This is a genomic window from Bacillus benzoevorans (assembly GCF_014207535.1).
GTDB classification, from domain to species: Bacteria; Bacillota; Bacilli; order Bacillales; family Cytobacillaceae; genus Bacillus_BD; species Bacillus_BD benzoevorans.
On the sequence record NZ_JACHGK010000012.1, the window covers coordinates 40,941 to 63,080 of the forward strand.

Annotated in this window: 19 protein-coding genes; 16 read left to right on the plus strand and 3 right to left on the minus strand. The window is 42.0% G+C overall.

All coding sequences use genetic code 11. From position 1 onward, the window contains the following. Positions 1-13: 13 nt before the first annotated feature. Positions 14-334 (plus strand): nitrite reductase small subunit NirD, encoded by a 321-nt coding sequence (gene nirD, locus HNR53_RS15790; RefSeq protein ID WP_184527726.1) that lies wholly within the window; start codon positions 14-16, stop codon positions 332-334. Between the two features lie 294 nt (positions 335-628). Next, complete coding sequence (glnA, locus tag HNR53_RS15795; protein ID WP_184527929.1) at positions 629-1,963, plus strand: type I glutamate--ammonia ligase; 1,335 nt, start codon at positions 629-631, stop codon at positions 1,961-1,963. A 400-nt stretch (positions 1,964-2,363) separates the two neighbouring features. Here glnA and HNR53_RS15800 read toward each other — a convergent pair whose 3' ends face one another. Then, positions 2,364-2,957 (minus strand): helix-turn-helix domain-containing protein, encoded by a 594-nt coding sequence (locus tag HNR53_RS15800; protein ID WP_184527728.1) that lies wholly within the window; start codon positions 2,955-2,957, stop codon positions 2,364-2,366. 353 nt (positions 2,958-3,310) lie between these two features. On the opposite strand from HNR53_RS15800, the gene HNR53_RS15805 reads away from it, so the two are divergent. The 5 genes from HNR53_RS15805 (at position 3,311) to HNR53_RS15825 (ending at position 10,242) form a co-directional block, all read left to right on the plus strand. Beyond that, positions 3,311-3,874 (plus strand): TetR/AcrR family transcriptional regulator, encoded by a 564-nt coding sequence (locus tag HNR53_RS15805; RefSeq protein WP_184527730.1) that lies wholly within the window; start codon positions 3,311-3,313, stop codon positions 3,872-3,874. Positions 3,875-3,956: 82 nt separating this feature from the next. Further along, positions 3,957-7,232, plus strand: a complete 3,276-nt coding sequence (gene icmF / locus HNR53_RS15810) for a fused isobutyryl-CoA mutase/GTPase IcmF (RefSeq protein ID WP_184527732.1) — start codon at positions 3,957-3,959, stop codon at positions 7,230-7,232. A 171-nt stretch (positions 7,233-7,403) separates the two neighbouring features. Next, positions 7,404-8,582 carry a thiolase family protein gene (locus HNR53_RS15815; protein ID WP_184527734.1) on the plus strand — a complete coding sequence of 393 codons (1,179 nt, stop codon included), beginning with the start codon at positions 7,404-7,406 and terminating at the stop codon, positions 8,580-8,582. A 28-nt stretch (positions 8,583-8,610) separates the two neighbouring features. After that, the gene (locus HNR53_RS15820) at positions 8,611-9,456 is read left to right on the plus strand and encodes a 3-hydroxybutyryl-CoA dehydrogenase (protein WP_221452356.1); all 846 of its coding nucleotides are present in this window, start codon (positions 8,611-8,613) and stop codon (positions 9,454-9,456) included. 15 nt (positions 9,457-9,471) lie between these two features. Beyond that, entirely contained in the window at positions 9,472-10,242 is a 771-nt protein-coding gene (locus HNR53_RS15825; RefSeq protein WP_184527736.1) for an enoyl-CoA hydratase/isomerase family protein, read from the plus strand. Positions 10,243-10,408: 166 nt separating this feature from the next. Here HNR53_RS15825 and HNR53_RS15830 read toward each other — a convergent pair whose 3' ends face one another. Together HNR53_RS15830 and HNR53_RS15835 are read right to left on the minus strand one after the other, a co-directional pair. After that, positions 10,409-11,182, minus strand: coding sequence for a 2-phosphosulfolactate phosphatase (locus tag HNR53_RS15830; protein WP_184527737.1), 774 nt, complete (start codon positions 11,180-11,182; stop codon positions 10,409-10,411). A gap of 13 nt (positions 11,183-11,195) precedes the next feature. Then, complete coding sequence (locus HNR53_RS15835) at positions 11,196-12,251, minus strand: phosphotransferase family protein (RefSeq protein ID WP_184527740.1); 1,056 nt, start codon at positions 12,249-12,251, stop codon at positions 11,196-11,198. 234 nt (positions 12,252-12,485) lie between these two features. Here HNR53_RS15835 and HNR53_RS15840 point away from each other — a divergent pair, with 234 nt between their 5' ends. The 9 genes from HNR53_RS15840 (at position 12,486) to HNR53_RS15880 (ending at position 22,100) form a co-directional block, all read left to right on the plus strand. After that, positions 12,486-14,546 carry a sigma-54-dependent Fis family transcriptional regulator gene (locus tag HNR53_RS15840; RefSeq protein ID WP_221452357.1) on the plus strand — a complete coding sequence of 687 codons (2,061 nt, stop codon included), beginning with the start codon at positions 12,486-12,488 and terminating at the stop codon, positions 14,544-14,546. 50 nt (positions 14,547-14,596) lie between these two features. Then, a complete protein-coding gene (locus HNR53_RS15845) occupies positions 14,597-15,184 on the plus strand; it encodes a nitroreductase family protein (RefSeq protein ID WP_184527742.1) in 588 nt (195 codons plus the stop codon). Positions 15,185-15,542: 358 nt separating this feature from the next. After that, the gene (locus HNR53_RS15850; RefSeq protein WP_184527744.1) at positions 15,543-16,694 is read left to right on the plus strand and encodes a thiolase family protein; all 1,152 of its coding nucleotides are present in this window, start codon (positions 15,543-15,545) and stop codon (positions 16,692-16,694) included. A gap of 56 nt (positions 16,695-16,750) precedes the next feature. Continuing rightward, positions 16,751-17,521 (plus strand): 3-hydroxyacyl-CoA dehydrogenase, encoded by a 771-nt coding sequence (locus tag HNR53_RS15855; protein ID WP_184527746.1) that lies wholly within the window; start codon positions 16,751-16,753, stop codon positions 17,519-17,521. A 61-nt stretch (positions 17,522-17,582) separates the two neighbouring features. Beyond that, positions 17,583-18,368, plus strand: coding sequence for an enoyl-CoA hydratase (locus tag HNR53_RS15860; protein ID WP_184527748.1), 786 nt, complete (start codon positions 17,583-17,585; stop codon positions 18,366-18,368). A 42-nt stretch (positions 18,369-18,410) separates the two neighbouring features. Then, entirely contained in the window at positions 18,411-19,643 is a 1,233-nt protein-coding gene (locus HNR53_RS15865) for an acyl-CoA dehydrogenase family protein (RefSeq protein ID WP_184527750.1), read from the plus strand. A gap of 134 nt (positions 19,644-19,777) precedes the next feature. Beyond that, positions 19,778-20,332 carry an NADPH-dependent FMN reductase gene (locus HNR53_RS15870; protein WP_184527752.1) on the plus strand — a complete coding sequence of 185 codons (555 nt, stop codon included), beginning with the start codon at positions 19,778-19,780 and terminating at the stop codon, positions 20,330-20,332. A 172-nt stretch (positions 20,333-20,504) separates the two neighbouring features. Continuing rightward, positions 20,505-21,302, plus strand: a complete 798-nt coding sequence (locus HNR53_RS15875; protein WP_184527754.1) for an alpha/beta fold hydrolase — start codon at positions 20,505-20,507, stop codon at positions 21,300-21,302. Positions 21,303-21,344: 42 nt separating this feature from the next. Beyond that, positions 21,345-22,100, plus strand: a complete 756-nt coding sequence (locus HNR53_RS15880) for an SDR family NAD(P)-dependent oxidoreductase (protein ID WP_184527756.1) — start codon at positions 21,345-21,347, stop codon at positions 22,098-22,100. Positions 22,101-22,140: the final 40 nt, after the last annotated feature.

Genomic DNA, 22,140 nt, shown 5'->3' on the forward strand with positions numbered 1-22,140 from the left:
GGGGGAAAACGTAATGAGAACCATTATTCAAAGGGTTAAGGTGGCAAAAGTAAGTGAGATGCCCAAAAATATTGGCAAAACAATTAAAATTGGCGCGATTGAAATAGCACTGTTTCATTTGGCATGCGGAGAATTTCGCGCAATCGAAAATCGCTGCCCGCACAAAAGCGGCGTTTTAGCAGAAGGGATCGTCTGCGGGGACCATGTTTTTTGTCCGATGCATGACTGGAAAATTAGTGTCGTAGATGGATTGGTTCAGAAGCCGGATAATGGCTGTGTGAAAACCTTCCGGGTTGAAGTGGAAGGTGACGATGTATACATTTTTTTACACTAATTCAACGAATTTCAGGGCGTTACTGTGATTTAGAGCAACTAAGGAAGGTGATTAAAACCTAAATGATATCAAAAATAGATTAATTTAAAATGAAGATGATATTATTTAGATTGAAAGCGACGGAATATAAATCAATGAAATCACACTCCATCTTTATAGGTAGTTTGTATAGAATATTCATTTTTCAAAGGAAATTTTTTGAGCGAGCTCGACGACGGACAGGATGTGGCGCTTTGAAGCGTGAAAAAATCGGGCACAAATTCGCCGAGGCGAATTTGATCAAGGGGAGGCAAAATAATGTCGTATTCAAGAGAACAAATTTTAAAAGTAGTGAAACAGGAAAATGTTCGTTTTATTCGTTTACAATTTACCGATTTATTCGGCCAGATAAAAAATGTGGAAATCCCGGTGAGCCAGTTAGAGAAGGCGTTGGATAATAAAATGATGTTCGATGGTTCATCGATTGAAGGCTTTGTACGAATTGAGGAATCGGATATGTATTTATATCCTGATTTGAATACCTTTGTCATTTTCCCATGGACAGTAGAAAAAGGGAAAGTGGCCCGTTTCGTTTGCGATATTTACCATCCAGATGGAACTCCATTTGAAGGTGATCCGCGAAGCAACCTAAAGAGAATGCTGCATGAAATGAAGGAACTTGGCTTTTCAGAATTTAATGTCGGCCCTGAACCGGAATTTTTCCTTTTTAAATTAAACGAAAAAGGAGAACCTACTCTTGAATTAAATGATCAAGGCGGATATTTTGATTTAGCCCCTACGGATCTTGGGGAAAACTGCCGCCGTGATATTGTGTTAGAACTGGAGGAAATGGGCTTTGAAATCGAGGCATCTCATCATGAAGTGGCACCAGGACAACATGAGATTGATTTTAAATACCAGAATGCTTTGAAAGCCTGTGATGATATTCAAACGTTCAAGCTGGTGGTAAAGACGATTGCACGCAAGCATGGCCTGCACGCTACTTTCATGGCAAAACCGCTGTTTGGCATGAATGGTTCGGGAATGCACTGTAACTTATCCTTGTTTCAAGAGGGGAAAAATGCATTTTTTGATCAAAAAGGAGATTTGCAGCTAAGCGATACGGCAAGACAATTTATCGCCGGAATTATGAAGCATGCGCCAAGTTTTACAGCGATTACCAATCCGACTGTCAATTCTTACAAACGTCTAGTTCCGGGATATGAAGCACCATGCTATATTGCTTGGTCGGCAAGAAATAGGAGTCCGCTGATTCGTATTCCTGCATCCCGTGGGGTAAGTACCCGCATAGAGGTCCGCAGCGTGGATCCGACAGCCAATCCCTATTTAGCAATGGCTGTTCTCCTCGCCGCAGGGCTTGACGGGATTAGAAATCAATTAACACCGCCGGCACCAGTTGATCGCAATATTTACGCCATGACAAAGGAAGAAAGAGTTGAAAATGGCATTGTCGACTTGCCGGCCACATTAGCTCAAGCTTTGGAAAATTTAAAACAGGATGAAATCATCACAGCAGCACTAGGAAAACACTTATTAGACCACTTTATCGAAGCAAAAGAAATGGAATGGGATCAATTTCGAATCTCCGTCCATCCTTGGGAAAGGGAGCAGTATCTCGCTTTATATTGATGACTCGAAATCATAAATAGAATTCTGTTTTGTGAAAAAGACCACGTGAACTGCTTACGTGGTCTTTTCTTTTTTGGCTGTTCACCTATGTTTGCTTAAGTGAGTATCTTATTGTTGAAGTGATTCTAGTTATACGGGGGAATCGATTTGGGATACTATGTTCATGTAGAACCAGGTATTCACAGCTTGTTCCGTTTTATTACAGCGGTCATGGCCTTTCTGGGAAGAACGTGACAAGTTTAACCAGCTATTGGGGCACTATATTGGCTAATAGTCCTCTTTAATAATCCCAATTTCTCTATTCATTTTCAGACAAACTGGGCTTTCTAGTATCCGTTATCGTTGTATATCCGTCTCTTCCTGACGTTAAATCAAACATAACTCGCGTATGAATAATTAACTAAAAATTCCTAAAATGCTGATAATATAAACCGAATTGAGTATCATACCATAGTAATTTGCCATGTTTCAGTTTCGGGATCCGTGTTTGTAAACTCCATTCGGGATACTGTTTAATAATCTTGACTTGATCACCGGTAGCAAAAGCAATAAAAGAAATATAATGATCTTTTGTCATAGGATGTTCGCTTGAAATAAACCATTCATGATCAATTTCAGTAATTGATAGCTTCTCTTCTTCAGTGGCATTTTTTGCTTCTAATCGTTTTAACTTTCTTCCACAGCAAGATATAGTTATATCTCCAGTTGCTAATGCAATATTATTACATGAAGGACAGACGTAATAATTTGACTTTTTCATATTTCCTCCTATAAAATCATTCGACAATAATTCACCATCTAAAATATTTTCTATATTTACTCCCAATAGGGAAGATAAACTTGGTAGTAGTGTGACATCGGGACAGCCATATCCACGCTCCCATTTCGAGATCGTACGATCAGAAATATTCATTTGATTTGCTAATTGTTTCTGTGTCAGCCCTTTTTCCTTCCGCAAATGATAAATTAACTCTCCAACTTTACGATTATCCATTATTTTCTCCTCCTGCTCTAATTCTATCTTAGAAGTTTATATGGTTAATAGCAACAAACGCTCCGTAGAGTCCCGCAATCAGGTAATATTTCATAAAACCCATAATAAAAATATAATTTAAACGCCATTCAATATTTAAACAGGATTCAAAAATATATTGCTTTCCGGTAATACAACTGTTAAAGTTTAATTATGAGAATTATCAGAAAATTATTTTACGCCTCATCTTATTTATTTCTCACAATGCTTCCTTATTTACATACACTTCACTTGAAAAATTGCAGATAAGTTTTTTTGTAAAATCAGCTACTTGGTATTTGGAGGTGATAACGATAAAACTGTCAGAGAAAAAATTGATCAGAAAAAAAGAGCAAATTCTCACTTCGGCCATCGAAATCATCAATCGGCGGGGATACACTGGGACGACGATGGAGGAAATCGCTGCAGAGCTATTCATGACAAAGGGTTCCTTATATTATTATTTTAAAAATAAAAGTGATCTTTTGTATCAATGCCATCAGTTTGTTGTATTTCAGGCGATAAAAGATCTTGAAGAGATTCTAAACAGTGAAGGGACAGCAGCCGAAATTCTCACTAAAATGGTGGCCATCCATATTGAGTACGCCATAGAGGAAAAAGAAACCTTTAACTTAATCATGGAATCAAAGCAGTTCTTTAATCAGGAACAGCTGGAGCTCGTTCAAAAACTATGGAAAAACTATGAGCAGCTGTTTGCCAAGATCATCTCAAGAGGAATACGAAATGGCGAATTTCAAACAAAGGAAGCCACGACGGCAAGGATGTTTATCCTTGGCGGATTGAATTGGATCCAGCAATGGTATAAACAAAATGGCAGATTAGCAAAAGACGAAATCGTTTCATTATACAGTGACTATATCATCAAACTATTAAAATAAAGAACTTCCAGCCTCTTACTATTTTTATATTTTAAAAATTAAAGCGCTTACTTTGTTAATTAGAACAAGAAAGGGGATACACATGGAAATAGAAATTTATCGTCCGACTTATCCAGTTCGCTTTGTCACAGCCTCAGCTTTATTTGATGGACATGATGCGGCGATTAATATTATGCGCCGGATTTTACAGGCTTCAGGTGTAGAGGTCATCCATTTAGGTCATAACCGCTCCGTAGATGAAGTGGTAAACGCTGCAATCCAGGAGGATGTTCAAGGGATTGCAATCAGCTCTTATCAGGGCGGTCATGTTGAATACCTGAAATATATGTACGACTTACTTCGGGAAAAAGATGCATGCCACATTAAGATCTTTGCCGGCGGCGGCGGGGTCATCGTCCCTTCTGAAATGAAGGAATTGCATCAGTACGGGATTTCAAAAATCTTTTCACCAGATGATGGGCGGGAGCTTGGGCTGCAGGGCATGATCAACCATATGATTCGCGAAACTGACGCTCCTACGCCCAAGCAGATCGAACAAGAAATAGCCAAATTAAACGAGAACAACTGGGGCTCCATTGCGAAATTAATTACACTGGCAGAAGAAAATCACTTGAAAATGGATAGTAAGGAATTGGTTTCGGCTGCTTTAGAACCGATGCTTGTAAACGCCCCGAAAGTACCGGTGTTAGGGATTACCGGCACAGGAGGAGCGGGAAAAAGTTCATTGACCGATGAATTGGTGCGCCGTTACTTGGAACAATTTCCGGAGAGATCGATCGCGATTATTTCCATTGATCCATCGAAGATGAAGACAGGAGGGGCACTATTAGGTGACCGTATCCGCATGAATGCGATCAACAATCCGCGCGTCTATATGCGTAGTTTGGCGACTCGCGCGTCGAAGACGGAATTAAGTCATGCCACGAAGGACGCTGTCAATATTGTCAAAGCAGCAGGGTATGATTTTGTCATTGTCGAAACGAGCGGCATTGGGCAAGGAGATTCTGAAATCGTGAACATTTGTGATCTAGCCATGTATGTGATGACGAGTGAATTTGGTGCGGCCACGCAGCTTGAGAAAATCGACATGATTGACTTCGCTGACCTAATCGTCATCAACAAATTTGAACGCCGCGGCTCAGAGGATGCTTTACGTGATGTACGGAAGCAATATAAGCGCAGCCGTGATTTATGGAATATGAGCGATGAGCGAACACCTGTTTTTGGCACGATTGCCAGCCAATTTAATGATCCGGGAACGAACGTGCTTTTTGCCAATTTAATGAAAATGGTGGAGCATAAGACAGGAAGCAGCTGGTCAACGAATTATGACAGCGAAATCCAGAAAGTCACAAAGCAAAACTTAATTATTCCTCCAGACCGTACCGCTTATTTAGGGGAAATCGTGCAAACGGTTTACCAGTATCGAAAGTTCTCGGAGGAGCAGGTCCATCTTGTGCGCAAATGGTATCAGCTAAAGGGTACAAAGGCATTAATGAAACAAAACAGCGGGAACTGGATGTCAAAGGAAGAAACTGAACTTTTCTCGGCAAAGCTCGATGAAATGATCGCTTATTTTGAAATCAAAATTCATCCGGAATGTAAAAGATTGGTGGAAGAATGGCCAAAAGTCCGCGAATCTTATCAGCAAAAACAATTAGTGACAAAAGTTCGCGATAAAGAGACTGTCACGGAATTGTATACGGAATCATTATCTGGAAATAGAATTCCAAGAGTAAGCGTACCGAAGTTCGAAGATCAAGGGGAAATTCTGCGCTGGCTTTTAAAGGAAAACCTTCCCGGCTATTTTCCCTATACGGCAGGAGTATTTCCGTTTAAACGGACCAATGAAGATCCGAAACGTCAATTCGCCGGGGAAGGCACTCCGGATCGTACCAACAGAAGATTCCACTTTCTCTGTCAAAATGATGAGGCGAAACGATTATCCACTGCCTTTGACAGTGTCACCCTTTACGGGCAGGATCCGGATTACCGCCCTGACATTTATGGGAAAATTGGCAACAGCGGTGTCAATGTTTGCACCCTCGATGATATGAAAAAACTGTATCAGGGTTTTGATCTTTGCCACCCGTCTACAAGTGTCTCGATGACCATTAATGGACCGGCGCCAATCATCCTCGCGATGTACATGAATACGGCCATTGAACAGCAGGTTGCAAAATTTGCACAGCAAAATGGAAGGCAGCCAAATGAAGCAGAATTTTTACAAATCAAGGAATGGACGCTGCAAACGGTTCGCGGAACGGTCCAAGCGGATATTTTAAAAGAAGACCAAGGTCAGAATACATGCATTTTCTCAACCGAGTTTGCCCTAAAGCTGATGGGGGATATTCAGCAGTATTTTATTGACCATAAAGTACGGAACTACTATTCTGTTAGTATCAGCGGCTACCATATTGCCGAAGCGGGAGCGAATCCGATTTCCCAATTGGCTTTTACTCTGGCGAATGGCTTTACATTTGTCGAATATTACTTAAGCCGCGGCATGCATATTGACGACTTTGCCCCAAATCTGTCTTACTTTTTCAGCAATGGATTAGACCCGGAATATACCGTCATGGGTCGTGTGGCGAGACGGATTTGGGCAACGGTGATGAAAAATAAATACGGCGGCAATGATCGAAGCCAAAAGCTTAAATATCATATCCAGACATCGGGACGTTCTCTCCATGCGCAAGAAATGGATTTCAATGATATCCGTACTACCCTGCAGGCCTTGATGGCCATTTATGATAACTGCAATTCCTTGCATACGAATGCCTTTGATGAGGCGATAACGACACCAACAGAAAATTCGGTACGCAGGGCAATGGCGATTCAAATGATCATCAATAAGGAATTAGGGATCGTGAAAAATGAAAACCCTTTACAAGGTTCTTTTATTATTGATGAGCTGACCGATCTAGTGGAAGAAGCGGTATTGCAGGAATTTCAGCGTATCCATGATCGCGGCGGTGTGTTAGGTGCGATGGAAACCCAATACCAGCGCGGGAAAATCCAGGAAGAGTCGCTTTATTATGAGCATAAGAAACATTCAGGGGAACAGCCGATTATTGGGGTCAATACCTTCATTAATCCAAATCAAAATGAAAATGCTTTTGAGATTGAGCTGGCACGTTCGACAACGGAAGAAAAAGAAACACAAATTCGCCATCTGCACGAATTCTGGTCAAGAAACAAAAACGACTGTCCGCGTGCCCTTCAGCAATTAAAAGAAGTGGCACGGCAAAATGGCAATCTGTTTGCGGAACTGATGGAATGTGTAAAAGTCGCATCCCTCGGACAAATCACCGCTGCTTTATATGAAGTAGGAGGCCAATACCGAAGAAATATGTAAACGCGGGGATGGTTCTCCTGTTTCCCTAAAATCTCCCAATCTTGAATATGCCAGCCCGTTTTGCGGGCTGGTTAAATCCTTGACAGGCAGACTAGCTGCTTCTTTGGGAAATGAGATCGCACATTTAAGAGTTTGATAGACAAATATTCTTAATAAATGGAGGAAAATACGATGCGTGAAGTTGTCATTGTAAGTGGGAAAAGAACACCGATTGGTGACTATTTCGGAGCGTTTAAAGATTTATCAGCCGTTGATTTAGGAATCCAAGCCCTTAAAGCAGCTATCGACGCAGCCGGGATGGATGCGAAGCAAATAGAAGAAGTGGCAGGAGGTCATATCTATCAGGCCGGGTGTAAAGGAAATACCGCTCGCCAAGTGGCATTAGGGGCAGGGTGTTCGGTAGAAACGGTCGCTTCAACGATTAATCAGCAATGTCCTTCCTCATTACGTGCAGTCGAGATCATTTCACAAAATATCATGCTGGGTAAGATTGATATCGGAGCAGCAGTCGGCTATGAAAGTATGACAAATGTGCCTTACCTGTTACTGAAAGCGCGGAGCGGCTATAAGATGGGGGATAACAGTGTTGTTGACTCCCTCTTGAATGATGCGCTGGTCGATGCTTTCAATGGATATCACATGGGTGTTACGGCAGAAACTCTTGCCGAAGAGTATAACATCAGCCGCGAAGAACAGGATGAACTCTCCCTCCTTAGTCACCAAAGAGCATGCGAAGCCATTCGCAATGAAAAATTCAAAGGAGAAATTGCCCCTGTTGAAGTGAAGTCGAAAAGGGCTGCGGAAATCATTGATACGGATGAACATCCAAATCCGAATACAAGTATTGAAGCATTGGGCAAGTTACGCCCAGCCTTTAAAAAAGACGGAACAGTCACGGCCGGGAACGCCTCCACGCTGAGTGACGGCGCAGCTGCTGTCATCCTCATGGCAAAGGAAAAGGCGGAAGAGCTGGGACTAAAGCCATTAGCGAGAATTGTGGCTTCTGCCTCCGCTTCGGTCGATCCGAAGGTAATGGGAATTGGGGTAGTACCGGCAGTTCAAAAAGCATTAACATTTGCCGGCTTGCACATGGATGAAATTGATTATTGGGAAATTAATGAGGCTTTTGCTTCACAATTTTTGGCGGTAAACCGTGAACTAAAGCTCCCAATGGAGAAAGTGAATGCCAACGGTTCCGGTATTTCATTGGGCCATCCTGTTGGCTGTACAGGGGCAAGACTTTTGGTCACGTTAATCCATGAAATGCAGCGCCGCGGTTCGCGTTATGGCTGTGCTTCTCTTTGTGCCGGCGGCGGGCCGGCAGCGGCTATGATTGTGGAGGCGCTGTAAAACGAAAATACTAAGGGAGGGTTATGGAATGGTGAAAATAATTGGCGTCATCGGTGCGGGTACGATGGGAAATGGAATTGCGCAGACAGCGGCGGCGGCTGGATTCCAAGTGATCCTGCAGGATGTCCAGGAGAGCTTTTTACAAAGAGGGCTAAATACTATTCAACACAATCTAAACCGGTCTGTGGAAAAAGGAAAAATTCCAAAGGAAGAAGCTGAAGCAACATTTGCCCGCATTGCCGGAACGACTCAGATTGATGATCTTTCACAGGCGGATATCGTCATAGAGGCGATCATTGAAAACATGGAAAGCAAAAAGTCATTGCTCCAACAGCTGGATACGCTGTGCAAGCCGGATGCGATTATCGCTTCCAATACATCCGGTCTGAGTATTACGGAACTCGGAAATTGTACAAGCCGTCCAGCTCAAGTGATTGGCATGCATTTTTTCAATCCGGTACCCGTCATGGAGTTGGTTGAGATTGTCCGCGGACAGGAAACATCCGCTGAAACCTATGAAGCGGCGAAACGTTTGGCTGAGAAGTTTGGCAAAAAAGGAATCACGGTACAGGATGCGCCATTATTTGCCGTGAATCGAATTTTGGTTCCGATGATCAATGAAGCCATTTTTGTTCTTGCGGAGGGAACGGCCAGTGCTGAGGACATTGATGAAGGCATGAAATTGGGCGCCAACCACCCGATCGGACCGCTGGCACTCGCCGATCTGATTGGCTTAGACACTTTATTGTTTGTTATCGAAACACTATATAATGAAACATCTGACAGCAAATACCGTCCAGCTCCATTATTGAAAAAGCTGGTACGTGCCGGACATTTAGGCAGGAAGACAGGCAAAGGATTTCATCAATATTAAAAGCAGGTGGAGTACATGAATGAAGCAACATTAGTAAAGATTGAAAATGGAATGGGATTTATTCGCTTAAACCGCCCGGAGAAACTTAATTCATTATCGAGTGATTTAGTTGAATCCTTTACTCATAACTTAGAAAGGCTAGGGAAAGACGAAAAGGTGAAGGTCATTATTGTATCGGGCGAAGGCAAAGGTTTTTGTGCCGGCGGAGATTTAGAGACGATGAAAAATTTAACACAGGCAAATGACAAGCTGGAGTATATGCGAAAAACTTCAGCTTTAACGAAAACCATTCTGAACCTGGATAAATATGTCGTTTCTGCTGTCCATGGATTTGCCGCAGGAGCGGGCTATAGCTTGGCGCTTGCTTCCGATTTTATTGTCGCCCACAAGTCAGCCAAGTTTGGTTTAAGTTTTGTTAATGTCGGCGTCATCCCTGACTTGGGGTTAATGAAGCTCATGAGCGAACGGATACCTGTAAACTTAGCGAAGGAATGGATCTTATCGGGAAAAATCATGACAGCTGAAGAAGGCAAAGCTTTAGGGATCGTGAACCGGATCACTGAAGTGGATGTCCTTCAGGAAGCGATTGAATTCGCCCAGTTTATTGTAAATGGGCCGCAGCTAAGCAATCAATACGTCAAAAAGATGCTGAACCATGGCGTCCAGTTAAGCTGGGATGCTGTGTTAGAACAGGAAAATATGATTCAGGCACATTTGATGCAGTCGGAAGATTTTGCCGAGGGAATTCAGGCCTTTTATGAAAAACGTGCTCCTCAATTTAAGTGAGTCCTACGGGAATTAATAAGAGGGAAGGATAGATGAGCACCACATAGGGGTCAATCTTTAATGGATTTCTTCATTAGGTTGATTTTCCTTGGATAAATTTAGTACCAAGGTTATTTTCTAATTAAAGGGTTCTCTTTAGTTAGAAAAAATTGAAAAGACACCAGTTTCAATAGACTGGTGTCTTTTCAGCTATCTGCAGGTTTTCCAAATAGGGATATTTCCCTTTCCTTAAGATTGGAATCACCTCATACATGTCGCGCTGAAAGGCATGATAAATAGAATCTCGGTAACCTAAAGAGGTTAGTAGTTTACCTGTTTGTGAGGTTAAGAAATAATTCATCATTTGTTTTTCGTGAAGCTGTCTGTAAAAATGATAGGCCGCTGCTCCCGAATCAGATAAATGGATGTTTTCTTCATCTCCAGCATTTCGATAAAACTCTTGAATCAAATGTCCGGTGCCGAGAAAATCTTCCATCGAAAAATTCCCATGATTTCCGGCACAGACAAGCAGAATCGTTTTCTCGGAATGATTTTGCAAAAGATGATCAGCCATATAATGATTGTTTAAGAAACAAGACGCGTAAATAAAGGAAGCTGGAAAGGAATGGTTTAAGGCTACCGTTCCATTTGTGGTAGATAAAATGATCGTTTTATCGAGGATATTCTTCTTTTTTAATTCTAACGGACAAGGATAAAGAAAATTCTCAACCTTTAAACCCTTCTTTTCTCCGCATAAAATATATGAATATTCAGATAATTCTTGACTTACTTCCAATGCTTCCTCTACATTTAATACAGGGATAATTTTTTTCGCTCCATATTGAAACAAGGTTGTAATGGTTGTAGTTGCTAATAAAACATCAAAAATGACGGCGGTACAATTTTTTATTTTTAATGGATTAATCATTTCTTTTTGAGTTAATACATGAATTTTTACCATGATATCTTCTGTCTCACTTTCTTACATGGATCACATCATGTGATAAAAGCAATAGATTTTTTATGCCTTCGTGTAAATCGCTAAAACGGTCATCAAGCAGATAGCCCATTTCCCAGCGGTAATAAATTTGCTGGAGAATGGCAGCAATTTTGAAATAGGCAAATGCCAGATAAAAATTAAAATTGGAAAGATCTCGGTTGCTTTTTTGCGCGTATCGTTTCAGAAATTCCTGTCTTGTATAGAACCCGCCTAATGAGGTAACAGAATTAATCCCTGTGAACGGATCCTGTTCATCCTTCCAATAGGCGACTGCGGAGGCGAGGTCCGTCAGCGGATCCCCAATTGCCGAGAGTTCCCAGTCAAAGACAGCAATAGGTTTGCCTGGGTCTGTTAGCGAAAACATCATATTATTTAATTTGAAATCATTATGGATGATAGTAGGACTTGGCGAATCAGGGATATGGGCTAAGATCCATTTTTCAATATCATCATAAAGCACCAATTCATCTGTTTTGCTATTTTGATAGCGTTTAAACCATCCGTGAACTTGTCTTTCCAGGTATCCTTCCGGGCGGCCAAGATTCGCTAAACCTGCTTTTTTGTAGTCAATTTCATGCAATTGAACCAATGTGTCAACGGTTGACTCAGAAATAAGCTCACGGAGTATAGGGATTTCATCATAGTCTTGCGGGATCGTATCATCTAAAACAATTCCCGTTTTCTTTTCCATCAGATAAAAATGCTTATCCATAATCTCAAGGTCTTTATGGTAGAGGTAAGGTTTTGGAGCATATGGAAAAACGGGGTTTATTTTTTCCAGCAAGCGAAATTCTCTTTCCACATCATGAGCTTTGGGCGGGATTTTCCCGAATGGCGGTCTTCTCATGACCGCTTCCCAGTCCCCTATTTGAATGAGAAAGGTTAAATTGGAATAGCCTTCTGAAAATTGCTTGACGACCATAGGAGACGAGTCCAAATTTTTGATATGAGTTCGAATATATACTTCTAATGCTGGCCAGTTTATATCGGTTTCAGCTTGGGCTGATACCAGTATTTTTTGCTCTAACATATCGTAACCTCCATCACATTTCATTTGCATACCCTTTTATATGCAAAAAACATGCCAAAAGCAAAATAGCTTGATAGAGCAAGGTTTCATAGATTCCTGCCTTGCTATCATCATATATACGGACATTTTCTTTTCATAAGTGTATTTTTTCCAGACAATTCATAGGTACGGCTGTAATGGATAGAAACAATCTGTTGAAAGGGGGAATGTAAGATAGAAACGCTTAAAAATTATATGACGCCGGTTGATAAATGTCTCACATCTGAGCATACTTTACTAGAGACAATCGTTTATATGAACGAATATAAATGGAATACATTGCCGGTCGTAAACTCAGCCAACAAACTAGTAGGCGTGTTTACGAGGAGTATCCTTTTTCAGATGCTCCTATCCCATGAAAGCATGGATACACCAATTGGAAACTATGTCAAAAAAGATATTGGCACAATTTCTAATCATACAACGGTTGAACAGTTGGAAGAGTATATTGCCGTAAGTGAAGTTGGAACCGGTTTTGTCGTCAATGATGAAGGGGTTCCCATTGGTCTGATCTCAAAGTCTGCCGCTGTGAAAAGTTTTCTGCAAAAAACAAGAATGCTAAAGGAACAATTAGAAAGGATCCTGCAAAATTCCAATTTAGGCGCCTTTATGGCTGATGATGCTCAAAGGATTATTTTTATCAATGACAATTTAGAGAAGATGATTGGTGTTCCTGAAAGCACTCTTTTAAATAAGAAGGTAATAGATGTTTTTCCCGATTGGATTATACCAGTGGGAGTCAACGAAGTTCATTTTCAAGAAAAGATTGGTTCCCAAACCTTTATGATTCGCTTGTCGAAATTCAATATGACCAATGGAAAACAAGGATTGATCGCCTTATTTCAAAATATTTCCGAACTTGAAAATATGGCACAAGAGCTGGCAACGATAAAAACTTTAAAGAGTTTGCTGCAAACCGTGATTGATCATTCCTATGATGGGTTAGTAATGATTAACGCAGTGGGAAAGATTACCTTTACCAGCCCCTCACTTCTGGAATTGTTTGAACTGCAGCATAATCAAACAGCAGATATTCCAATAGAAGAGATTTTTCCTCAGTTCGAATTAACGAAAGTGTTGAAAACAGGGGTAGCAGATATCAGTGATTTTATGGAGATTAAAGGGATCAATTATCTTGTCTATCGGATTCCAGTTTATCAAGACGAGCAAATTATTGGGGCGATTGGGAAAATTGTCTACAGACAGCTGCATGAGGTGCGGGAAACCTTTAAACGATATGAGAGAAAGGAAATGGGAAATATCCCGGCGAAAAAACCCGCGGAATCTTCGCGTTTTTCCTTTGATGAAATACTATCCAAAGATCCACAGATGGAAAAATTGTTTAAAAGCGGCATGAAGGCGGCGAAAGGAAAAACGACGATCCTGATTCGCGGTGAAAGCGGGACGGGTAAGGAGCTTTTCGCCCATGCGATTCACAGCTCTAGCAATCGAGAAAATGCCCCTTTCATCACCGTCAATTGTGCGGCCATCCCGGAGCATTTATTGGAGTCGGAATTTTTCGGCTATGAAGAGGGAGCCTTTACCGGAGCGAAACAGAAAGGGAAAAGCGGGAAATTTGATATGGCCAACGGCGGTACGCTTTTTCTCGATGAAATCGGAGATATGTCGCTGCAGCTGCAGGCAAAATTACTCCGGGTGCTGCAAGAAAGGGAGTTTTATCGTGTAGGCGGTACGGAAAGAATCACCGTCGATATTCGTATTATTGCGGCTACCAACAGAAATTTAGAAGAAATGGTGGAAAAAGGAGAATTTAGGGAAGACCTTTTTTATCGACTCAATGTCATTTCTTTTGAAATCCCTCCATTACGCAAAAGAAAAGGGGATATTTTATTATTATGCAAGTCCTTTATGGAAGAATTAAATAAACAAAATGGCACGAGTATCACGGGGTGGGATCCGCTGGCAGAACAAGCTTTGCTAGAGCATGATTGGCCGGGAAATGTGCGTGAACTAAGAAATGTATGTGAACGGGCCATGATATTTGCTGATAATGGAATGATCCATGTTGAAGATTTGCCGGATAATTTATTGAAGAAGATCGGCTTCAATTTATTTTTAGAAGAAGATGAGAGCGGGATGGAAAAGCCATTATTGGAAAGAGCTGAAGAAATGGCCATTAGAGCGGCATTAAAGCAGGCTGATGGAAACAAAAGCAAAGCATGTAAATTACTTGGCATCAGTCGTTCTGTCCTCTATGATAAATTAAAGAAATATGAAGTCTCTGATGCGATTTAAGCTTTATTCTATTTACATTCGTAAGTATATAAATGAAAGGCGGGTCTAACATGGATATTTTTGAAGCCATCTTCCAAAGAAGAAGTATCGGCAAAGTGAAAGCAGATCCAATCGAGAAAGAAAAAATTGAAAAATTACTTGAAGCAGCTACTTGGGCTCCCAATCATTATCATACGGAACCTTGGAAATTTTTTGTCTTAACTGGGGAGGGGAGACGCCCTTTAGGCAGAACATTGGCTGAAATTGCAAAAGAAGATATAGATGATCCAACAACAGAGGAAAATCAAGAGAAGTTAAAAAAAACGGAGGAAAAACCGTTTCGGGCACCTGTTATCATTACAGTAGCAGTAACTCCGTCTAATAATCCAAAAGTCATAGCTATCGAAGAGACAGGGGCGGTAACCGCTGCCATTCAAAATATGCTTTTAGCTGCTCATGCTCTCGGACTCGGCGCAATTTGGCGTACAGGAAAACCTGCCTATCATGCAAAAATGAAACAATTATTTGGATTAAGGGAACGGGATGAGGTGCTAGGGTTTATTTATATTGGTTATCCAGACATGCCCCAACGGGAGGGAAAGAGAGTTTCTTTTAGAGAATCGACGAAGTGGATCGAAGCAGATACAACTAACTATTAAATTTACGGGTTAAAACACACTTGTCCCTTTGCTGAGGATTGAGTGTGTTTTTTTTATGTAAAAAAGTATTTGCTGTCTGAAATTTCAAACTATTGTTTGAAATTCAGACAGCAAAATGAAAAAGAAGTCAAAAAATCTTACATTCAATTAAGAATAGAATAATCAAGCATCTATCAAAAAAGAACGGAATAATAAAATTTGTATGGCATGAACCTTTTAATGATGGTGATCCCAAATAAAATGACAGAATTTCTTCTGTTTCCTGATGAGTTGGCATGGATTTTGCATTATAAAAAGTGAACAGCAAAATCAAACAAATAGTAGGTATTTACTTTTTATAGGTATAAGGAGGATACATATGCGTGAGGTCGTGATTGTCGAAGCAGTCCGAACACCGGTTGGAAAACGAAAAGGGGTGCTAAGCAACGTTCGCCCCGATGATTTAGCGGCGAAAGTATTAAAAGAACTAGTCAATCGAGCCGGTATTTCCGGGGATTTGGTAGAGGACGTGATTTTAGGCTGTGTGACGCAAGTAGAAGAGCAGGCGATGAACATTGCCCGGACCGCTGCATTAACAGCTGGATTTCCGATTCATGTTCCCGGAACAACAATTGACCGGCAATGTGGTTCCAGCCAGCAAGCCGTTCATTTTGCCTCACAAGCGATCTTGAGTGGAGATATGGATATTGTCATTGCCGGCGGAGTGGAGAGCATGACGCGTGTGCCGATGTTATCCAATTGGCAAAAGACCAAGTGGAGTGAGAGCCTAACCTCACAGTATAACCTGATCCATCAAGGTTTATCCGCAGAGGCCGTTTCTGAAAAATGGGGCATTACCCGCAGCGAAGCCGATGAATTTGCCTTAGAAAGTCATCGAAAAGCCATTATCGCTCAAGAGCAAGGTCATTTTGAACGAGAAATCATGCCCATTGAAGTGACGCTAGAAGACGGGGCAAAAAAAGCTATTACAGAAGATGAGGGCCCGCGCAGAGATACCACGATAGGGAAGCTTTCCAGCCTCAAACCAGCTTTTACGGAGAACGGGATCATTCATGCAGGAAATTCCAGCCAAATGAGTGATGGTGCCGGTGCTTTGCTGCTTATGGCGAAAGAAAAAGCGCTAGAATTAGGACTCAAACCGCGGTTTAAAGTCACCGCCCGCACTGTTGTCGGTTCCGATCCAACTCTCATGTTAACGGGTCCAATCGAAGCAACAAGACAAGTATTAAAGAAAGCGGGCTTGAGCGTTGCAGATATCGATGTATTTGAGGTCAATGAAGCTTTTGCTCCAGTGCCGCTGTGCTGGCTTAAAGAAATTAAAGCCGATCCGCAAAAGTTGAATCCAAATGGCGGGGCTATCGCCCTTGGTCATCCATTAGGAGCCAGCGGCGCCCGGGTGATGATCACGATGATTCATGAATTGGAACGAACAGGCGGACAATTTGGCCTGCAGGCGATCTGTGAAGGAAACGGAATGGCGAATGCCACGATTATAGAAAGAATTCATTAACTTCATATTAATAAAGCAAAAAGTAATAGATTAAAACAAATAAGGAGGAATGGCTGATGAACGTAAGAGATTGTGTAGCGGTTGTAACAGGCGGAAGTTCCGGTTTGGGTGAAGCGGCCATCACACGGATCGTTGAATCCGGCGGCAAAGTGGTGATTGTTGATTTATCAGAAGAAAAAGGAGCGGCAGTTGTGCAAAGATTAGGCTCTAATAATGTCATTTTTACAAAAGCAGATGTAGCAAATGAAGAAGACATTAAAGCGGCTTTACAGGAGGGAATTGTCAAGTTTGGCAAAATTAATACCGTCATTAACTGTGCCGGAATCGGACAGCCGAAAAAAGTCGTTGGCAGAGAAGGGGTGCATGACCTTGAAGGATTTAATCGGACCATCCAAGTCAATTTGATTGGCACCTTTAATGTCATTCGCTTAGCGGCTGAAATCATGATTGAAAATATTGCGAATGATGAAGGGGAGAGAGGTGTGATCATTAATACCGCCTCCGTCGCGGCTTTTGAAGGGCAAATTGGGCAGGCGGCCTACAGCGCATCCAAGGGCGGAATTGTTGCCATGACACTGCCAATTGCCAGGGAATTAGCCCGGCATGGAATCAGGGTGATGACGATTGCCCCTGGTCTGATTCATACCCCGTTGTTTGATACGCTGTCGGAACAAGCAAGAGAGTCCCTTGGGGCATCGGTTCCATTTCCGCAGCGGCTTGGCTATCCATCTGAATTTGCCATGCTGGTCACAAGCATTATCGAGAATCCCATGCTGAATGGAGAAACAATACGCTTAGACGGAGCGATCCGGATGCAGCCGAAATAATAGAGTCATAGACATGAGGTTTAACTTTTGGAACATAACATGAAAGGGATGGTGAAAGCTTATGAATCGTTTAGTGCAGCTTGAAATAGAGCAAGGGATCGCGGTGGTCACGATTGATAATCCGCCCATGAATGTCTTAAGCAGTCATCTCACGAGAGAATTAAAGGAAGTCGTTTCACAGATATATGATGATCCCAACGTGATCGTTGTCATACTAACAGGAGCTGCAGAGCGTGCGTTTATGGCCGGCGCCGATATTAAAGAATTCCCGCAATGGATTCATTTAGAAAAAGAGGAATTGCGGAAGGTTACGACAGCTAATCATGAAGTATTTACGATGCTGGAAAATTTACCAAAGCCAACCATTGCCGCGATCAATGGATTTGCCCTTGGCGGGGGCTGTGAACTGGCTTTAGCCTGTGATATTCGCATTGCTGAGGTGCAGGCACAGCTTGGGCTTCCTGAAGTGAAATTAGGCTTATTCCCAGGAGCCGGAGGAACACAAAGGCTGCCAAGATTAGTCGGTGAAGCAAAAGCAAAGGAATTAATGTTTACCGGTGAACCGGTAACGGCGGAAGAAGCTTTAACCATTGGTTTAGTCAATCAGGTTGTCGCAAAAGGAAAGGGATTGGCACGAGCGAAAGAAATGGCAGGAAAAATGACCAATCTTTCTCTACAGTCTTTAAGCCGCATCAAACAGGCTGTCAATGATGGAATAGAAATGGATTTACAATCGGGACTTGAGCTGGAGATCAATCTTTTTCTCGATATTTTTAAAACCGAGGATGTCAGAGAAGGTGTGCAAGCGTTTATCGAAAAGCGTTCGGCTAAATTTACACATAAATAATTGAAATTTAAAAATATAACTAAAATAGAGGAGGATTATTATATGTTATTCGAAAAAAGTGCAAGAGTTAGAGAGTTAGAAGAAAAGGTAAAGGCATTTATGACCGAAGTGGTATTACCAAGTGAAAGTGTCTATGAAGAACAGTTGAAGTCAGACAGCAGCCGCTGGGAAATCCCGCCGATTATGGAAGAAATGAAAAGGCAGGCCAAAGCAGCCGGTTTATGGAATCTCTTTTTACAAAAAAGTAAAAACGGGGCCGGTTTAACCAACCTGGAATATGCACCGCTGAAGGAAATCATGGGCCGTTCCTTAATTGGTCCTGAAGTATTTAATTGTTCGGCACCGGATACGGGGAATATGGAGCTCTTGGAACAATATGCCTCTCCGGAACAAAAGGAAAAATGGCTTGTGCCGTTATTAAATGGAGAAATTCGCTCATCGTATGTGATGACGGAACCCGATGTGGCTTCTTCCGATGCAACCAATATTTCTACCTCCATTGTCAGAGATGGTGATGAGTATGTCATTAATGGCGTCAAATGGTGGATTTCCGGGATTATGGATCCGCGCTGTAAAATCTTAATCCTGATGGGGAAAAGTGATCCCCATGCCGAAAGACACAAACAGCAATCGATGATCCTTATTCCAGTCGGAACACCGGGGGTTGAAGTTAAATCGCATCTTCCGGTTTACGGCTATGATGACGCGCCGCACGGACATGCAATTGTCGAATTTAACGATGTGCGTGTCCCTGCTTCCAATATGATCCTCGGTGAAGGCAGGGGCTTTGAAATCGCCCAAGGCAGATTGGGACCCGGACGGATTCATCACTGCATGCGCTTGATCGGCATGGCGGAACGGGCTTTAGAATTAATGTGTAAACGGGCGAATGAGCGGGTGGCATTTGGGAAGCCGATTGCTGAGCAAGGGGTGATCCGCAGCTGGATTGCTGATTCCCGTATTGAAATCGATCAGGCAAGATTGCTGACATTAAATGCTGCCCATATGATGGATACTGTCGGTAATAAAGCAGCAAGGAAAGAAATTGCGATGATTAAGGTGATTGTCCCGAATATGGCCCTCAAAGTGATAGATCGGGCGATCCAGGTTCATGGAGCAGGCGGGGTAAGTGATGTGTTCCCGTTGGCACAGATTTGGGCTCATGCCCGCACCCTAAGACTTGCCGATGGCCCGGACGAAGTACACCAAGAAGCAGTGGCGAAATTAGAATTAAGAAGGATGGCTAATATGGAAAAGCATTATTCCTATAAATAAGCGAAAACAGCATCTTTGAACCAGACCCAACTCTGAAGGTGTCAAACATACCCTGTCAATTCCACTTATGTAATGGATTTGGCCATGTTTGGCACCAAGTTGTTTAGAGATGAATAGAAGGGAGAGTGGAAAAGATGAAAATACTGGGGATATCGGGTACGATTACAGGTTCAAAAACCTTAATCGTGATCAATAAAGTTCTAGAAGAAATAAAGAAATCAAATCCCGAAGTGGAAGTAGAATTATTAGATCTGAAACAATATCAGATTCAGTTTTGTGATGGACGTCCGACAGAGGATTATACCGGGGATACGGCAAAAGTCATTGACATGATCTCTTCTGCCGATGGTTATGTCATTGGCACCCCTATTTTTCAAGGCTCCTTTAGTGGGGTGTTAAAAAATTTAATTGATTTAGTTCCTCCCTCGGCGTTTCACCATAAAGTCATGGGTTTTGCTGCTACTGGCGGGAATCATCTGCACTATCTCGTGATTGAAAACCAGTTGAAGCCCATTGCGGGGTATTTACAGACTTTTGTAACCCCTAGTTATATTTTTGCCCAAAATAAGCAATTTGATAGTCTAAATCGAATGATTGATCCTAAATTAATAGAGGACATTAAATTATTTTCACATGATTTTTCCTATATGTTTACCAGTTTAAGTCTTAACCAGCAGCCTTTAAAATAGTTATCAGAAAATTACGAAAAATAATTGCCCCGATTTTGAATGCTTGTTATAATAAATTCAAACAACCGGTAGATTTATTTTTTCATATATTATATCCATTCGCTATAACATTCTATGAATTTATTAAGAGGTTTTTCTAATAAGATGGTCAAAAATAAAGGAGGAATTCGGTATGCCGTACGTCAATATTGAAAATGGAATTCAATATTATTATGAAGACAGAGGAGAAGGGACGCCGATTGTTTTTGTTCATGGCTGGGGCATGAATCGGATGGTTTGGGAAAGACAAGCGATTGATCTTTGCGATAAATACCGCGTGATTACGGTTGATTGCCGTGGCTGCGGAAACTCTTCTAAACCTGCACATGGCTATAAAATTTCTGAATTAGCCGATGATCTTCATCAATTTATGCAAGAACTAAATTTAGAGAATGCTGTTCTTGTTGGCTGGTCTGCCGGGGGCTCGATTGTCATGGATTATGTAACACGGTATGGCGGAAGATTTGTCAAGAAAGCAGTGTCCGTTGGCGGAGCGGTTCCAAGGTATACGTCAGCAAAGGGATTCGAGCTTGGATTTCCGCAGGAGGCTGTAGAGCAAACATTAGCAGCGATGCGTGTAAATCGGCCTGCATTAATTCGGAACATTGCTGATGGCTGTTTTCATCAGGATGTCGGGCAGCCAATGAAAGATTGGTTTTTCAATAACTTTATGGAACAAAGCTGGTTTACGGAGAAGACCATGGAGGATCTGGGGAAAATCGATTTACGCAATAGATTGCGAGATATTACGATTCCAGTGGCATTTTTCCACGGCCTCCATGATGGAGTTGTTCCGCTCCAGTTGTCTGAGTATTCAGCCAGGGAAATAGCGGGAGCTAAATTAGTCGTTTTTGAAAACAGTTCACATGCGCCATTTATTGAGGAAATTGATCGTTTCAATGAAGAACTAGTTTCCTTTATTGAATCTTAAGGAACTTAATAGTCTTAGAAATATAAAAGGAGGATGGCGGAGATGAACCTAGATTTAAGTGGAAAAGTCATTCTGATTACTGGGGGTAGCAGGGGTCTAGGGGCGGAGATGGCCCGTGAATTTGCTGCCGCAGGCGCTGATATTATCTTAGCAAGCCGCAATAAAGAAAGCTGTGAAGTCGTAGCCAATGAAGTCCGCCAGCTTGGGAGATACGCCTTGACGGTGTCCTGTGATGTATCGAAACTAGCGGATATTTACCATTTATATCGGATCGTGAAAGAAGAATTTGGCAGACTCGACGTGCTGGTGAACAACGCCGGCGCCAATGTGACAAAACCCGCTTTGGAAGTGACCGAAGCGGATTGGGATTATATCAACGATGTGAATATGAAGGGGGTATTTTTCAGCTGTCAGGAAGCAGCGAAGCTGATGAGGGAACAAGGTTCAGGAAAAATCATCAATATCTCTTCTGTCGGCGGGGTAAAACCATATAAGCGGATTGCCCCTTATACGGCGACAAAAGCAGCTGTGATTCATCTGACCAAATCGCTGGCTGCAGAATGGGCCCGTTATAATATCCATGTGAATTCGATTGCTCCGGGACTGATTAGTACAGAAATTAATAAATCGGAGATGGAGAACAAAACATGGCTTGAAGGGGCGGTAAAAGCCATACCGCTCAGAAGATTAGGGACGCCAAAGGATATTTCCCAAATTGCTTTATATCTTGTGTCAGAAGCCTCAAATTATATTACAGGGCAAACATTCTTTATCGATGGGGGTACACTATCAGAATAGCAAAAGGATAGGTACCGGCTCTTGTAGGATTATATTTCAA

What these genes read in the sequence shown, in the direction of transcription:
- nirD (WP_184527726.1), top strand. Translation starts at nt 14, where the DNA reads ATGAGAACCATTATTCAAAGGGTTAAGGTGGCAAAAGTAAGTGAGATG.
- HNR53_RS15800 (WP_184527728.1), bottom strand. Translation starts at nt 2,957, where the DNA reads ATGGATAATCGTAAAGTTGGAGAGTTAATTTATCATTTGCGGAAGGAA.
- icmF (WP_184527732.1), top strand. Translation starts at nt 3,957, where the DNA reads ATGGAAATAGAAATTTATCGTCCGACTTATCCAGTTCGCTTTGTCACA.
- HNR53_RS15815 (WP_184527734.1), top strand. Translation starts at nt 7,404, where the DNA reads ATGCGTGAAGTTGTCATTGTAAGTGGGAAAAGAACACCGATTGGTGAC.
- HNR53_RS15820 (WP_221452356.1), top strand. Translation starts at nt 8,611, where the DNA reads ATGGTGAAAATAATTGGCGTCATCGGTGCGGGTACGATGGGAAATGGA.
- HNR53_RS15825 (WP_184527736.1), top strand. Translation starts at nt 9,472, where the DNA reads ATGAATGAAGCAACATTAGTAAAGATTGAAAATGGAATGGGATTTATT.
- HNR53_RS15830 (WP_184527737.1), bottom strand. Translation starts at nt 11,182, where the DNA reads ATGGTAAAAATTCATGTATTAACTCAAAAAGAAATGATTAATCCATTA.
- HNR53_RS15835 (WP_184527740.1), bottom strand. Translation starts at nt 12,251, where the DNA reads ATGTTAGAGCAAAAAATACTGGTATCAGCCCAAGCTGAAACCGATATA.
- HNR53_RS15840 (WP_221452357.1), top strand. Translation starts at nt 12,486, where the DNA reads ATGACGCCGGTTGATAAATGTCTCACATCTGAGCATACTTTACTAGAG.
- HNR53_RS15845 (WP_184527742.1), top strand. Translation starts at nt 14,597, where the DNA reads ATGGATATTTTTGAAGCCATCTTCCAAAGAAGAAGTATCGGCAAAGTG.
- HNR53_RS15850 (WP_184527744.1), top strand. Translation starts at nt 15,543, where the DNA reads ATGCGTGAGGTCGTGATTGTCGAAGCAGTCCGAACACCGGTTGGAAAA.
- HNR53_RS15855 (WP_184527746.1), top strand. Translation starts at nt 16,751, where the DNA reads ATGAACGTAAGAGATTGTGTAGCGGTTGTAACAGGCGGAAGTTCCGGT.
- HNR53_RS15860 (WP_184527748.1), top strand. Translation starts at nt 17,583, where the DNA reads ATGAATCGTTTAGTGCAGCTTGAAATAGAGCAAGGGATCGCGGTGGTC.
- HNR53_RS15865 (WP_184527750.1), top strand. Translation starts at nt 18,411, where the DNA reads ATGTTATTCGAAAAAAGTGCAAGAGTTAGAGAGTTAGAAGAAAAGGTA.
- HNR53_RS15870 (WP_184527752.1), top strand. Translation starts at nt 19,778, where the DNA reads ATGAAAATACTGGGGATATCGGGTACGATTACAGGTTCAAAAACCTTA.
- HNR53_RS15875 (WP_184527754.1), top strand. Translation starts at nt 20,505, where the DNA reads ATGCCGTACGTCAATATTGAAAATGGAATTCAATATTATTATGAAGAC.
- HNR53_RS15880 (WP_184527756.1), top strand. Translation starts at nt 21,345, where the DNA reads ATGAACCTAGATTTAAGTGGAAAAGTCATTCTGATTACTGGGGGTAGC.